The sequence below is a fragment of the Pseudomonas sp. FW305-20 genome (assembly GCF_058788075.1).
Map to the genome: position 1 here is coordinate 1 of NZ_JBYTAJ010000001.1, position 13,328 is coordinate 13,328.

A 13,328-nucleotide genomic window follows, 5' to 3' on the forward strand; every position below is an offset into this window, starting at 1 on the left:
AACGTCGACGATGCGCTGACCAACCCGGAAACCAGCAGCATCCAGAAAGTCATCGTGTGCAAGCGCACCGGTGGCGATATCAAGTGGAACCAGCATCGCGACATCTGGTACGAAGACCTGATGAAGGTGGCAGGCAGTGTCTGCGCACCTAAAGAAATGGGCGCGGAAGAAGCGCTGTTCATCCTTTATACCTCCGGTTCGACCGGCAAGCCGAAGGGTGTGCAGCACACCACCGCCGGCTACCTGTTGTACGCGGCGATGACTCACGAACGCGTGTTCGACTACCGTCCGGGCGAAGTCTACTGGTGCACCGCCGACGTCGGTTGGGTCACCGGCCACAGTTACATCGTCTACGGCCCGCTGGCCAATGGTGCGACCACGCTGCTGTTCGAAGGTGTGCCGAACTACCCGGACATCACCCGGGTGGCGAAAATCGTCGACAAGCATAAGGTCAACATCCTCTATACGGCACCAACGGCGATCCGCGCGATGATGGCGTCGGGCAAGGCCGCCGTTGAAGGTGCCGATGGCAGCAGCTTGCGTCTGTTGGGTTCGGTCGGTGAGCCGATCAACCCGGAAGCGTGGGATTGGTACTACAAGAACGTCGGCCAGTCCCGTTGCCCGATCGTCGATACCTGGTGGCAGACCGAAACCGGCGGCAACATGATGAGTCCGTTGCCGGGTGCGCATGCGCTCAAGCCGGGTTCGGCGGCACGTCCATTCTTCGGTGTAGTGCCGGCGTTGGTGGACAACCTGGGCAACATCCTCGAAGGCGTGGCCGAGGGCAACCTGGTGATTCTGGATTCGTGGCCAGGCCAGGCGCGCACGCTGTATGGCGACCATGACCGCTTCGTCGACACCTACTTCAAGACGTTCAGCGGCATGTACTTCACCGGTGACGGTGCGCGTCGTGATGAAGACGGTTACTACTGGATTACCGGTCGCGTGGATGACGTGCTCAACGTGTCCGGCCACCGCATGGGCACCGCCGAGATCGAGAGCGCGATGGTCGCCCACCCGAAAGTCGCCGAAGCGGCCGTGGTCGGTGTGCCGCACGACATCAAGGGGCAGGGCATCTATGTCTATGTCACGTTGATCGGTGGCGAGGAGCCAAGCGAACAGCTACGCCTGGAACTGAAAAACTGGGTGCGCAAGGAGATCGGTCCGATTGCCTCGCCGGATGTGATCCAGTGGGCGCCGGGCCTGCCGAAAACCCGTTCGGGCAAGATCATGCGCCGCATTCTGCGCAAGATTGCCACGGCCGAATACGATGGGTTGGGGGATATCTCCACCCTGGCGGATCCGGGTGTGGTGCAGCATTTGATTGATGAGCACAAGGTCATGAACGTCGCGTAAGCGCGGTTCTTGAGTCATCGAAGCCCTGCCCGGCATTGCGCCTGGCGGGGCTTTTTTGTTGCCTGATGTTTTTGCAGTGGCAGTTCGGGCCTCTTCGCGAGCAAGCCCGCTCCCACAGTTGATCTCCAGTGAGAATAAGATTTGTGCTGGGCGCAGATTACCTGTGGGAGCGGGCTTGCTCGCGATGGCGATCTGTCAGACACCACATCAACAACGGCCAATAATTACTGCCTTTGACCAGGCCTGAGCCAATTTCTCAACAGAATCGGCCGCTATCTGCCCTTCCTGACAGGCAGCTATCGGCCACGATCGAACAATGAATCTCACTCGCCCAACCCTTCTCGAACCATGTCAAAAAAGGTCGTCAGGATACGTCGCGAACTCTGTGCCCGCAGACAGACCAATGTCTCGGTGAAGTGCCGCTGAGAGTCAACAATCGGCAAGCCGCGAACCCGGGAGTCCGAGCCCAGCTCGGCTGCCGAGACGACCCCGACGCCCATGCCAATCGCCACGGCCTCGCGTGCCGCTTCACGCCCTTCCACTTCGATGGCCTTGCGAATGTGCAAACCCGCCCCAGCCATCTCCTCCTCCAGCGATAACCGTGTGACCGAACCTTGCTCGCGCAAGACCATGGGTGTGTTGTCCAGGTCGGCAAGGCAGATGGAATCCCGTTGCGCCCAGGGATGGTCATGGGCGACGAAGGCGAGCATGGGATCGCTGCGCAGGTGCAGCGTCATCAGGCGATCGTCTTCGATGTTGCGCCCCAGCAGGGCGATGTCGGCCTGGTGGCTGAACAACCGCTGCAGGACCTCGTCGGTATTGGCGGTTTCGATCTTCACTTCAACGCCGGGGTAACGGCTGCAGAAGCGTGAGACATAGGGCAAGACGTGCACCGGCGCATCCACGGCAAGGTTCAGGGTTCCCGTCGACAGGGTGCGGTAGTCCGTCAGCATGTCGTGGGCATCGATACTGATATCGAACAGGCGCTGGGTCAGGCCGAACAACCGCTCGCCCACTTCCGTCAGGCGCACCAGGCGCTTGTCGCGGTAGAACACCATCACCCCGTAATAATCCTCGAGCTTGCGCACCTGGTCGGATACCGCGGGTTGTGACAGGCAGAGTTGCTCGGCCGCCCGGGTGAAGCTGCCATTCATTGCAACGGCGTGAAACGCCTTGAGTTGGGTATGGGAAATCGTCATCGGCGCACCTCGCTATAGGTTCAACTTATCTTGCCATACGATAAATCGATTTTATTTATGGACGATGAACTGCAAGCATGATTTCCACAAGTGCCGCCCCTCGTACCCATCAGGAATGCTTTATGGAAATTGAACGTTTCGCTGTAGCAAAACGCCGTTCGGACATGGTCCGGTACGACAACCATCTCTATATCGGTGGCCAGGTCGCCTCGGACCTCAGTGGTGATATCGGGGCGCAGACCCGCGAAGTGCTCGCCGGTATCGAGCAGCTTTTGCTCAGTGCCGGCAGCAGCCGCGAGCGGGTGCTGTCGGTGCGCATCCTGCTCGCCCATCGCGAGGACTATGAAGGGCTGAACAGGGTCTGGGATGAGTTTTTTCCTGAAGACCATGCGCCCACACGCGCTTGCACGCTGGCTCAGCTGATCGACCCCGGTTGGCGTGTGGAAATGATCGTGGTCGCCGCGTGCGGCTGATTGTGTCCTGAACCCTGCCTTTAACCGATCCATCGGAGATGACCCCATGCGCCCCTACTGGCTGGACCAGGCCCTGAAAAATCAACCCGCTACGCCCTGCCCTGCGCTGCAACAGGACACCCGCGCCGACGTCTGCATCGTCGGCGGTGGCTATACCGGTTTATGGACCGCCATCATGCTCAAGGAACAGAATCCCGAGCTGGATGTGGTCATCGTCGAATCCGACATCTGCGGTGCCGGTGCCAGTGGACGCAACGGTGGCTGCGCGCTGTCCTGGTCGGCAAAGTACTTCACCCTTGAGCGCTTGTTCGGCGTCAAAGAGGCGATACGCCTGGTCAAGGAATCGGAGAAGAGCATCTACGCCATCGGCACCTTTTGCGAAAAGTACGCGGTGGATGCCGACTACCGTCTCGACGGCACGCTCTACACGGCGACCAACCGCGCCCAGGTCGGCTCGACCGACGGGGTGATCGCGGCACTGGAGCGCCATGGCATTAACTCTTTCTCCAAATGTGCGCTGCCTGACGTGCAACGCATGGCCGGCTCAACCCGGCACATCGAGGGTTGGTTCTCGCCAGCGGCGGCCAGTGTGCAACCGGGCAAGCTGGTCCGTGGGCTGCGCCGAGTCGCACTGGAACTGGGCGTGCGTATTTTCGAGGGCACGCCGATGACCGGTCTGGAAGAGGGAATGCCGGCCATCGTCAATACGCCCAAAGGGAAAGTGACCTGCAACCGGGTCGTGCTGGCGATGAACGCCTGGATGGCCCGTGCCTTTCCACAGTTCTCGCGTTCAGTGGCCATCGTCTCCAGCGACATGATCATCACCGAGCCGCGACCTGATCTGCTCAAACAGATCGGTTTGACCAGCGGAGTCACCGTACTCGACTCGCGGATATTCGTGCACTACTACCACAACACTCCGGACGGCCGAATCATGCTCGGCAAAGGGGGCAACACCTTCGCCTATGGCGGGCGCATCCTGCCGGTATTCGACCAGCCATCACCTTACGCAGGGCTGCTGCGCAACACGTTGACGGAGTTCTTTCCGGACTTTGCCGATGTCGGTATCGCCGCCACCTGGAATGGCCCTTCCGATCGCTCAGTCACCGGGGTACCTTTCTTCGGCCGCATGGGCGCAAGCGGCAATATCTTCTATGGTTTCGGGTATTCCGGCAGCGGCGTCGGTCCGTGCCATATGGGTGGACAGATCCTGTCGTCGCTGGTGCTGGGCCTGGATAACCCTTGGACACGCTCGCCGCTGCTGCAAGGTCCGCTTGGCCATTTCCCACCGGAGCCGGTCCGCTACCTGGGTTCATTGATGGTGCGTAATGCCATTCGGCGCAAGGAGCAGGCCGAAGACCACAACCGCCCTCCTCGTCGACTGGATGTGCGTCTGGCGAAATTTGCGGCGGCCGCCGGCAAGGCGGACAAGGGATAACGCCTCGGTCCTATGCAGTATTTTCATGCGCACCAACAGAAACCCCCGCCCGGTTATTTGCCGAGCGGGGTTTTTCCAGCGTCTGTCGTCATTAGAGCGAAATGGGCTCGAGCCGTAGCCGCTAATCGTAGAACGGCGCAACCGACGCCCGACTGCCGACGAAAAAGCTGTCGGCGACCAGTCGCAGCGGCTGGAGGTCCAGGTCGCTGGCCTTGTTGCCAATCAGCTGTTGAAAATGCCGATACACCGCCGTGTATTCGCCCTCCTCCGATACGACTTGGCGCACGCCGTCGATACTCAACAGTGCGCCACCGTTGTCCAGTCGCAGGATGCCTTCAGTGCAACGAATCTCGATGCTCCAGAGTTCCTCATGACCGTGATCGAAATCGAACTCCGCGCGGACATCGAGGTGGTGCGCGTCAGACAGCTTGATGGACGCGGCAATCGGCGACTGGCAGTTGCTGGGGACCCGCAGTTCGGCAGACTCGACAAACAGCGGCAGCGGCAGCAGATGAGTGACTATCGACAAGGCATTGATGCCGGGATCGAAGACGCCCAGGCCTCCGGGCTGCCAGATCCATGCCTGGCCGGGGTGCCACTTGCGCACGTCTTCCTTCCAGTCGATCTGTACGCTGTGCAAGGTGCGGCTGACCAGCCAGTTACGGGCCGCTTCGATGCCGGGCGCGTAGCGTGAATGCCAGGCGAACAAACCGCTGACGCCTTGCTCCCCAGCCTGATTCACCAACGCCATCGCTTCACCCAACGTGGCGCACGGCGGTTTTTCTACCAGTACGTGTTTGCCAGCGGCCAGGGCTTGTTGCACCAGAGCGAATCGTCCTTGCGGTGGTGTGCAAAACGCAATCGCGTCGACGTACGGGCCGTTTTCGAGCAGCTCGCTCAGGGACTGAAAGTTCTCGACCCCGGCGCAGGGCTGCCCTTGCGTGGCGACAGCCACCAACTGGAACGAGGGGTTGGCGTTAATAGCGGGGACGTGTTGATCCTGAGCAATCTTGCCGTAGCCCACCAGACCGAGACGGATCGGTTGCATCAAAGACTCCTGATTATTTTTCTTATCTTGGTATGCGAGCGAGCAAGGTTACACCGCTCGGATCATTGATCGCAGCTCCCACCGAACCTTTACCCGGCAACCACCGTCCGAGTTAGGGCATCAATGTTAACTATTCACCGCGAGGTCGCTGTTTGAAAGCCGTCATCATCAAAAAATACCGCCTGATCATCAAGACCATGGGCTACGTGGGCTGGGCCCTGTTCTGGCTGCTGCTCTGGGATATAGCCGTCACCGTGGACTTCATGCTGTTTCTCAACAGCAAGATCAATCTGCCGCTGATGCCGCTGACCTTGCTCGGCTCGGCGCTGGTGGTGCTGATCAGTTTTCGCAACAGCAGTGCCTACAATCGCTGGTGGGAAGCGCGCACGTTGTGGGGGGCGATGGTCAATAACTCCCGTAGCTTTGCGCGGCAAGTACTGACGTTGCTGGATGACCCGGGTAATGAGGTCAATCCGATGAAGTCAACCCTGCTACGCCGCCACGTGGCGTACGTGAATTGCCTGGCGGCGCATCTCCGGGGCCAGCCGTGCCCGCTCGAAGTACAGGCGTTTATTCCCGCCGGGGAGTTCGCACGCAGCGGCACCACCAATAACTTTGCCAACGATATCCTCAACGGTTCCGCGGCGCTGCTGGCCCAGGAATACAAGGCCGGGCACCTTGACAGCATTCGCCTGGCGCGGCTGGAGTCGACTCTGGTTGATCTGTCCAACAGCCAGGGCGGCATGGAGCGGATTGCCAATACGCCGCTGCCCTACCCTTATGTCTATTTTCCGCGGCTGTTTATTTCGCTGTTTTGCCTGATTGTGCCGGTGGGGCTGGTCGAGTCCCTGGGCTGGTATACCCCGCTGGCCTCGACAGTGGTGGGCTTCATGCTGCTGGCCATCGAACGCATCGGCACTGATCTGCAAAGCCCATTCCGCGACAGCGAACACCAGATCCAGATGGAAGCCCTCTGCGAAACCATCGAGAAAAACCTGCACTCAATGCAACGCGATTCGCTGGGTAGCGATCATTTCAGCTACCCCAGTACAGCGGTGATTTAACAAAAAAACGGCGGGTGGTGAATTATTCAGTGTCCTCATGTATTTAAACTAAAGAGCGCGGGCAAAAAACTGGTTGGTTGCGGCCAACCAAAGGAGCACGGTGAAAAGCGTTTACGGTCCAGGTCAGATGCAATCCTGCGCGGCGCGTTCAAAACTCGAAGGCAGGAAGTTCGAGGCCAGCAAATGCCGTTCGTAGATGAACACCTTGCCGCCGTTCCCGGTCTTGTAGGCTTCCAGCACGTTATCCGCCGAGACTTTGCTCGGCACGACGATCCGGTAGCTGCGCTGGGTCTGCGAGACAGTCGGGTTCAACGCACTGCCCTGCAATTTCGGCACGACGCAGTCGGCGTATTGGGCCGGGGTCTTGCTGGTCTGCAAGGTCAGGGTCGGATCGTTCGGCGTGGAGGCACAACCGGCGAGCAAAGCGGCAAATACCATGGCGGGCGCGAATAAAGGGCGCATCGGTCTCATCCTGAAAATAAAAGGTTCGGTACAACAAGCAACGGGACTTCGTCACGAACGTCGTCATGGAGGCGATTTTCCGCCTGCTGCCGAGAAAGCAGAACTTGCGTTTCGTAATGTTCACTATTACTTCTAGCAATAGTTGCGCGCCGTGCCGACGGATGCACACTCAATCACAACCAGAAAGATTGATGAGGATCTCTCCTTGAGAACATTTGACCTGATACGCGACGCCGTTTTGCCCGACTTCCGAGACCGGGTGGCCGAGTACCTGACCCAATACGAAACCGTACTGTTGTGCGAAAAAGCGCCCGACCGGGAGCTTGTACAGGCCACCGCCAATCAGTTACGCGGCTATTTGCGCGGGTTGAACACCACACGTGTATTGGGCATGGCGGATTGGGAGGAGCTGGATAGACGAGTGGTGAATACGTGGCTTTAGCCTCTGCACGCGCTCTTTGGACTCGACATCCAGGGGATGAATCGGCAATCGCATGTGCAGCAGCATTCTTATCAGCGCGGCAGCGAACAGGCAGGCGAAAACGATGGCGTCGATAATGACGGAGCTCAATGCGTGACCTGCCTCGTCATTGCTCGTATCAAAAGTACCGTCATCACTGCATGCAAGATAACCACTGGCCACAAGAGAATCCCGCTCGCGTCACCGGAGAAGCCAACGTAGGTGAGATACAACGCAACGGCTGCGTTATAGATCAACATGCCGAGCATGGGAGGGCCTGGCCAGCAGGTGACTGCCAGGGCAATGAGGGCAATGCCGGCCACGCGGACGATGACACCGGTCAGTTCGATGCCAAGCAGCAGATGCCCGACCAGAGACGGGACAAACAGCAGCCCCACGCCAGTGGCGGCCTCGATAATCGCGGCAAAAACCAGCAGTCCTTTCATCATACGGACGCTCCAGTCCGGGCTGCGCAGCCACGTAACTGCACTACCCGGTGAACAGGTTAAGCCGATTGCGACTAACGCTTAGTGCCTATCGTGATTAACCTTGGTGGAAAGTTCCAATCCAGCAGCAATACTCCACTCTGCTTAGAAACTATCCGAGTATAGCGTGGGGCAATAAGTCATGAACTTAACCGTCTCCGAACTTAAAGCATCTCGACTTTCGTCATTCAAACGATGCCTTCGCCAGCCATTACTGCACTTTTTAATCGCCGGTTTTGCACTCTTTGTGTTGTACGAAGGTTTGCACCGTTCCACCGTCGATCAAAATCCCCAACGCATCGAAATCACGCCTGAAGTTGTCCAACGTATCGCGATCTCGTGGCTGGCGCGATGGCAAAGACCGGCATCGGAGCAACAGTTGCAGGGCCTGATCGATGACTATGTGAAAGAGGAAATCCTCTATCGCGAAGCGCTGAAACTTGGCCTGGATAAAGACGACACCATCATTCGCCGCCGACTGGCGCAAAAGATGGATTTCCTCGCCGAAGATGTCGCGTCACTTCGCGAGCCTGCACCCGGTGAACTTGAGGCTTGGTATAACCAGCGTCAGGACGCGTATGCCCTGCCACCATTGGCGACTTTCCGTCATTTATTTTTCGCCCCGGACAAACGCGGTGCTGATGCACAAACGCAGGCTCAAGCTGCGCTAAGTGGCCTGACTGATCAGAACAGTGGAGAAGGCGATGCCTTCATGTTTAAAAACACCTACTTCGAACAATCCCAGGATCAGGTGGCGCGGGTCTTTGGTTCAAAGTTTGCCATTTCATTGTTCAAGCAAACGCCCGGAAGTTGGGTAGGCCCTGTGGAGTCCGGTTTTGGCTGGCACCTGGTGTGGATTGATTCGCTGGCCAAACCACCACCACCGCCCTTCGAAACCGTGGCCCGGCAGCTCAAGTCCGATTGGTTGTCCGAGCAACGCAGCGCATCGAAACGCGCGAGTTTCGATGCACTGAAAGCACGCTATGACGTCGTGGTGATGATGCCGACGTCTACCAGCGGGATTGTCGCTGCTCAAACGGAGCGGCCGTGATGAAACACATGGTCTGGCTGTTGTTGCTCTGGTTCATGGGGCTGACGGCCATGGCCCATGAGTCCCGCCCTGCTTACCTGGAAATCAACGAAACAGCCACCGGGCGCTATGACGTCATGTGGCGCACCCCGGTGCTTTCAGGCATGCGCTTGCCGATTGCGCTGAAGTTTGCCGACGGTGTGCGCTCTGTCGTTGAGCCGGTTGAAAGCGAACTGAACGATTCACTGATCGAGCGCCGAATCATTGATGCGGGTCCCACGGGACTGGTTGGGCAACGCATTGAATTTATCGGCCTGCAAGCGAGCATCACCGATGTGCTGGTGCGTGTCTCGCGCCTGGACGGCAGCCTGACGACCACTCTCGTCCACCCCGCACAACCCTGGATAGACATCGCTGGCACGCCGGGAATGCTCTCGGTGGCCGGTGCGTTTCTGGTCCATGGCATCCAGCACATCCTCGGGGGGGTCGATCACCTGTTGTTCGTCTTCGGCCTTCTGCTGCTGGTGAGTAACGGCTGGATGCTGGTGAAGACCATCACCGCGTTTACCCTCGCCCACTCCATCACCCTGGTGCTTGCTGCACTGGACGCAGTGCGGCTTCCCGGCCCGCCTGTGGAAGCGACGATTGCACTGAGCATTCTGTTGCTAGCGGTGGAAATCGCCCGCAAGAATCGTGGTGAAACCAGCTTTACCATTCAATGGCCCTGGGTCGTGGCGTTCTGTTTTGGCTTGTTGCACGGCTTTGGTTTTGCGGGGGCGCTGGCGCAAATCGGCTTGCCCCAGCGCGACCTGCCTCTGGCTTTGTTCACCTTCAATGTCGGCGTCGAAATCGGCCAACTGATGTTTGTCGCCGCCGCGCTGAGCATTCGCACACTGTTGCTGCATTGTCGATTGCCACGGTCCGCGCTTCTGTATGCCCAACCGGTTGCGTCCTACGGGTTGGGCACGCTGGCTGCCTTCTGGTTTTTCGAGAGAGTTTGGAGTTTCTGGACCTGAGTTGCCCCCTATCACTGCCGTATTCCCAAGAGGTGGAATATGAAACCCCATACACCCATCATCGTGCCGTCACTGTTAAGTAGCGCCGTGCTTGCTTTCAGCACACTAGCCTTGGCAGAGGGAATCCCTGATCGCGAGGTTTACTTTGGCCAGACGCACTCGCACACCTCCTGGTCGATTGATGCCTACCTGATCGGCAACCATCAGGTCGATCCCGAGCAGACGTATCAATACTCACTTGGGATGCCGGTCAAGCATCCGATGGGGGTTGAAGTGCAGCTCAAAGGCAGACCGCTGGATTTCCATGGCGTGACCGACCACTCGGAATACGTGGGCGTGATCGCCCTGGCCAATGATCCGAAGTCGGACTTCAGCAAGCAGCCCATCGCGCAAAAGCTGATTGCCAAGACCCCGGAAGATTTCAACCGAGTGTTCAAATGGATCGCCGGCAGCTTGAGCCACCCGATCAAGGAGCTGATTGATCCGAAGGTGGCCGGCAACATCTGGCAGCAGAACATCGCCATCGCCGACAAGTACTACAAGCCCGGCAAGTTCACCACGTTCGTCGCCTATGAATGGACCTCGGCACCGAACAATCAAAACATGCACCGCAATATATTTTTCCGCGATTCGAAGAAGGTGCCGGACCTGCCCTTCACGGCCCTCGACTCGGACAAACCGGAGGATTTGTGGGGCTGGATGGACGATCAACGCAAAAAGGGCAATGAGGTGCTGGCGATCTCCCACAACGGCAACCTCAGCAACGGCCTGATGTTCCCGGTGGATGTTGATGATCGTGGTCGCCCCATCGATGCCGCCTGGGCCGAAACGCGGATGCGCAATGAATCCCTCACCGAAATTCATCAGGTCAAAGGCACCTCCGAAACCCACCCCGAACTGTCGCCGACCGACGAATTTGCCAATTATGAAATCATGAGTTTCCTGCTTGGTATCGACAACAGCACGTCGAAACTCAATGGCAGTTACATCAGGCAAGCCTGGCAGAACGGCATGGCCTTGCAGGAAGCCCGCGGATACAACCCCTACAAAATGGGCGTGGTCGGTGCCAGCGACTCGCACAACGGGGTGATTCCCTATTCGCAGAGCAACAACTTCGGCTCCCACGGGTTTACCGACAGCACCCCGGCGGCGCGTATTTCCGGCAAGGAAAACTCCGGCATGGTGGCCTTGCAAACCAGCACGTCGGGATTGGCCGGTGTCTGGGCGGAAGAAAACACCCGTGAATCGATCTTCGATGCCATGAAACGCAAGGAAGTCTATGGCACCAGCGGCGTGCGCATCCCCGTGCGCCTGTTTGGTGGCTGGGGTTTCGACAGCAGTGTCTGGAACGAAAAAGACTGGGTTCAAACTGCTTACGCCAAGGGCGTGCCCATGGGCGGCGACTTGCCGGCAAAACCAGGTAAAGCGGCGCCGTCCTTTGTAGTGTGGGCGGTCAAGGATGCAGACGACGGCAACCTCGACCGCATCCAGATCATCAAGGGTTGGACCAAAAACGGCCAGACCTTTGAGAAGATCTATGACGTCGTCTGGTCCGGGGATCGCCAACCGGACCAGGCGACCGGCAACGTGCCGTCGGTGGGCTCGACAGTTGACGTTTCCAAGGCGACTTACACCAACACCATTGGTGCCACCGAGCTGAAAAAAGTCTGGGTCGATCCGGATTTCGATCCGGCGCAGCACGCGTTCTACTACGCCCGCGTGCTACAGATCCCGACACCGCGCTGGAGCACCTATGACGCGGCCAAGCTGCAAGTACCGCCGCCGGCGGATGTCTCGGCCACCGTCCAGGAACGCGCCTGGACCTCACCGATCTGGTACACGCCGAATGCTGAGGACAGCAAGTCCATCGCCGGCGGTAAAACCATCGATCAACTGAAAACCGAAGGGGCCAAAGCACTCACCAACGAGCAACTGCAAACCTATGTGGTGGGCAAAACCATCAAGGTGCGCAATACCGTCACCGGCCAGACGTTTGAGATCGTCTATGGCACCGACGGCCAACGTCTGGTCACCAGCGTCGACGGCAAGCCGCCTGCACAAGGGGAATACCTGAACATGCTGCATGCCGGCCAGTTTGGCGTTCCGGCCAAGTATGAAATCAAGGACGGCCATCTGCTGACAACACTCGGCGGCACGCCCTTCGAGGCCACGGTGTTCGAGCAAAACGGCAAATACGTGGCGGCTCGCAGCAACGAGTTTGGCTATGCGAATTATGAGGTCGAGGTGGTCAAGTAGTGTCGAGGCCAGCATCGATGCGCTGCATTCATCGATGCTGGCCGATTGACGAGCAATAGCAGTTGTTGCCCACAGGAACTACTGGTCCGCAGTGGATGCAACTGAAGATCGACAAGCCTCAGCCCATTGCCTGCAGCCATTTAAGTAAATCCATTTCCAGGCTGCCTGGCTTAGGAGCTGTGGGAGATAACAGGCAGTAGCGGGAGCCGTCTTCAACAAATCCTAATGGCGCGGCCAACACACCGCTCTGGATATCGTCGCGCACCAAGTGCCACGGGCCAATGGCTACTCCGAGGCCTGCGACAGCCGCCTGGATGCTGAAATAAAAGTGCTCAAAAGATTGCATGTCCATCTCAGGAATGGGCAGTCCTTTTGCGCCAGCCCACTCCTGCCAAGCGGTAGGCCGGCTAGTTGTCTGAAGCAATGGGGCCGAGGAGCGCAGACCTTTCCTGCTTTTGCCGAACCACTGATCTGCCTTTTCTGGCCTGCATACAGGGCCGACCTTCTCTGTGAATAGAGTCTCGGCATGATATCCGGGGGGGCGAGGAAAATCGTCCCGTCGAATGGCCAAATCTATGCCATGGTCGAATGAAAAGATGCCGCCGCCAGCCACTAAATGGATTTCTAACCCTCGATGATGTGTTTGGAAGTCGCTCCAACGAGGGATCAACCATCGCATTAAAAGCGTTGGCTCACAGGACAGGACAAGCTGACGAGCACGACGGGCATCGGTGCGTATCTCGCCAACTGCCTGGTTCATCAACCCAAGCCCTTCACTAACCGCTTTCGCCAGGTGTCTTCCGGCATCCGTCAAAAAAACCCTTCGGCTACGCCGCTCGAACAGGTCAACGCCCAAATCCTCTTCAAGCAAGCGCACTGCGCGGCTAATGGCACCCGGGGTCAGATGCAGTTCGTCTGCCGCTCGGGCGAAGTTTTCGAACCGTGCGGCTGATTCGAAGCAACGCAACGCAAGTAGAGAAGGCATGCGAGCCTTAGAAATTAGTGAGTCGTAGTCACTATTTCCTTCAGAAATCATCGTTA

The 13,328-nt window shown here is 58.3% G+C and carries 13 protein-coding genes; 8 read left to right on the forward strand and 5 right to left on the reverse strand.

Annotated elements, in window-relative coordinates; all coding sequences use genetic code 11:
* Window positions 1–1,356: acetate--CoA ligase (gene acs / locus AC3WP4_RS00005; RefSeq protein WP_492575763.1), on the forward strand; the 1,356-nt coding region annotated here is incomplete at its 5' end.
* 323 nt (window positions 1,357–1,679) lie between these two features.
* Here acs and AC3WP4_RS00010 read toward each other — a convergent pair.
* The gene (locus tag AC3WP4_RS00010) at window positions 1,680–2,555 is read right to left on the reverse strand and encodes a LysR substrate-binding domain-containing protein (protein WP_076030879.1); all 876 of its coding nucleotides are present in this window, start codon (window positions 2,553–2,555) and stop codon (window positions 1,680–1,682) included.
* A 122-nt stretch (window positions 2,556–2,677) separates the two neighbouring features.
* Here AC3WP4_RS00010 and AC3WP4_RS00015 point away from each other — a divergent pair, with 122 nt between their 5' ends.
* A complete protein-coding gene (locus tag AC3WP4_RS00015; protein WP_102615818.1) occupies window positions 2,678–3,028 on the forward strand; it encodes a RidA family protein in 351 nt (116 codons plus the stop codon).
* 46 nt (window positions 3,029–3,074) lie between these two features.
* Complete coding sequence (locus AC3WP4_RS00020) at window positions 3,075–4,466, forward strand: FAD-dependent oxidoreductase (protein WP_102615819.1); 1,392 nt, start codon at window positions 3,075–3,077, stop codon at window positions 4,464–4,466.
* A 121-nt stretch (window positions 4,467–4,587) separates the two neighbouring features.
* Here AC3WP4_RS00020 and AC3WP4_RS00025 read toward each other — a convergent pair whose 3' ends face one another.
* Complete coding sequence (locus AC3WP4_RS00025) at window positions 4,588–5,514, reverse strand: Gfo/Idh/MocA family protein (protein WP_102615820.1); 927 nt, start codon at window positions 5,512–5,514, stop codon at window positions 4,588–4,590.
* Between the two features lie 152 nt (window positions 5,515–5,666).
* On the opposite strand from AC3WP4_RS00025, the gene AC3WP4_RS00030 reads away from it, so the two are divergent.
* Window positions 5,667–6,578: a bestrophin family protein gene (locus AC3WP4_RS00030; RefSeq protein ID WP_102615821.1), complete on the forward strand. Its 912-nt coding sequence runs from the start codon at window positions 5,667–5,669 to the stop codon at window positions 6,576–6,578.
* 123 nt (window positions 6,579–6,701) lie between these two features.
* On the opposite strand, the gene AC3WP4_RS00035 is transcribed toward AC3WP4_RS00030, so the two are convergent.
* Complete coding sequence (locus AC3WP4_RS00035; protein WP_102615822.1) at window positions 6,702–7,040, reverse strand: YajG family lipoprotein; 339 nt, start codon at window positions 7,038–7,040, stop codon at window positions 6,702–6,704.
* A 205-nt stretch (window positions 7,041–7,245) separates the two neighbouring features.
* Here AC3WP4_RS00035 and AC3WP4_RS00040 point away from each other — a divergent pair, with 205 nt between their 5' ends.
* Window positions 7,246–7,482 (forward strand): hypothetical protein, encoded by a 237-nt coding sequence (locus AC3WP4_RS00040; RefSeq protein ID WP_074877267.1) that lies wholly within the window; start codon window positions 7,246–7,248, stop codon window positions 7,480–7,482.
* 125 nt (window positions 7,483–7,607) lie between these two features.
* Here AC3WP4_RS00040 and AC3WP4_RS00045 read toward each other — a convergent pair whose 3' ends face one another.
* A complete protein-coding gene (locus tag AC3WP4_RS00045) occupies window positions 7,608–7,949 on the reverse strand; it encodes a hypothetical protein (protein ID WP_235865012.1) in 342 nt (113 codons plus the stop codon).
* A gap of 178 nt (window positions 7,950–8,127) precedes the next feature.
* Between AC3WP4_RS00045 and AC3WP4_RS00050 the strand changes: the two genes are divergently transcribed.
* Genes AC3WP4_RS00050 through AC3WP4_RS00060 form a run of 3 tightly spaced genes read left to right on the forward strand, consistent with a single transcriptional unit; the run spans window position 8,128 to window position 12,287 of the window.
* Window positions 8,128–9,036 carry a peptidyl-prolyl cis-trans isomerase gene (locus tag AC3WP4_RS00050; protein WP_102615823.1) on the forward strand — a complete coding sequence of 303 codons (909 nt, stop codon included), beginning with the start codon at window positions 8,128–8,130 and terminating at the stop codon, window positions 9,034–9,036.
* Window positions 9,036–10,031: a HupE/UreJ family protein gene (locus tag AC3WP4_RS00055; RefSeq protein WP_102615824.1), complete on the forward strand. Its 996-nt coding sequence runs from the start codon at window positions 9,036–9,038 to the stop codon at window positions 10,029–10,031. The genes AC3WP4_RS00050 and AC3WP4_RS00055 overlap by 1 nt, the downstream gene beginning before the upstream one ends.
* Before the next feature lie 39 nt (window positions 10,032–10,070).
* The gene (locus AC3WP4_RS00060; RefSeq protein ID WP_074877274.1) at window positions 10,071–12,287 is read left to right on the forward strand and encodes a DUF3604 domain-containing protein; all 2,217 of its coding nucleotides are present in this window, start codon (window positions 10,071–10,073) and stop codon (window positions 12,285–12,287) included.
* Window positions 12,288–12,405: 118 nt separating this feature from the next.
* Here AC3WP4_RS00060 and AC3WP4_RS00065 read toward each other — a convergent pair whose 3' ends face one another.
* On the reverse strand, window positions 12,406–13,323 hold the full coding sequence (locus AC3WP4_RS00065) for a LysR family transcriptional regulator (protein ID WP_102615825.1): 918 nt from the start codon (window positions 13,321–13,323) through the stop codon (window positions 12,406–12,408).
* Window positions 13,324–13,328 lie beyond the last annotated feature (5 nt).

Excerpts from the sequence above, each read along its gene's own strand:
- AC3WP4_RS00025 (WP_102615820.1), bottom strand. The coding sequence starts at position 5,514 with ATGCAACCGATCCGTCTCGGTCTGGTGGGCTACGGCAAGATTGCTCAG.
- AC3WP4_RS00060 (WP_074877274.1), top strand. The coding sequence starts at position 10,071 with ATGAAACCCCATACACCCATCATCGTGCCGTCACTGTTAAGTAGCGCC.
- AC3WP4_RS00015 (WP_102615818.1), top strand. The coding sequence starts at position 2,678 with ATGGAAATTGAACGTTTCGCTGTAGCAAAACGCCGTTCGGACATGGTC.
- AC3WP4_RS00035 (WP_102615822.1), bottom strand. The coding sequence starts at position 7,040 with ATGCGCCCTTTATTCGCGCCCGCCATGGTATTTGCCGCTTTGCTCGCC.
- AC3WP4_RS00045 (WP_235865012.1), bottom strand. The coding sequence starts at position 7,949 with ATGATGAAAGGACTGCTGGTTTTTGCCGCGATTATCGAGGCCGCCACT.
- AC3WP4_RS00010 (WP_076030879.1), bottom strand. The coding sequence starts at position 2,555 with ATGACGATTTCCCATACCCAACTCAAGGCGTTTCACGCCGTTGCAATG.
- AC3WP4_RS00065 (WP_102615825.1), bottom strand. The coding sequence starts at position 13,323 with ATGATTTCTGAAGGAAATAGTGACTACGACTCACTAATTTCTAAGGCT.
- AC3WP4_RS00020 (WP_102615819.1), top strand. The coding sequence starts at position 3,075 with ATGCGCCCCTACTGGCTGGACCAGGCCCTGAAAAATCAACCCGCTACG.
- AC3WP4_RS00050 (WP_102615823.1), top strand. The coding sequence starts at position 8,128 with ATGAACTTAACCGTCTCCGAACTTAAAGCATCTCGACTTTCGTCATTC.
- AC3WP4_RS00055 (WP_102615824.1), top strand. The coding sequence starts at position 9,036 with ATGAAACACATGGTCTGGCTGTTGTTGCTCTGGTTCATGGGGCTGACG.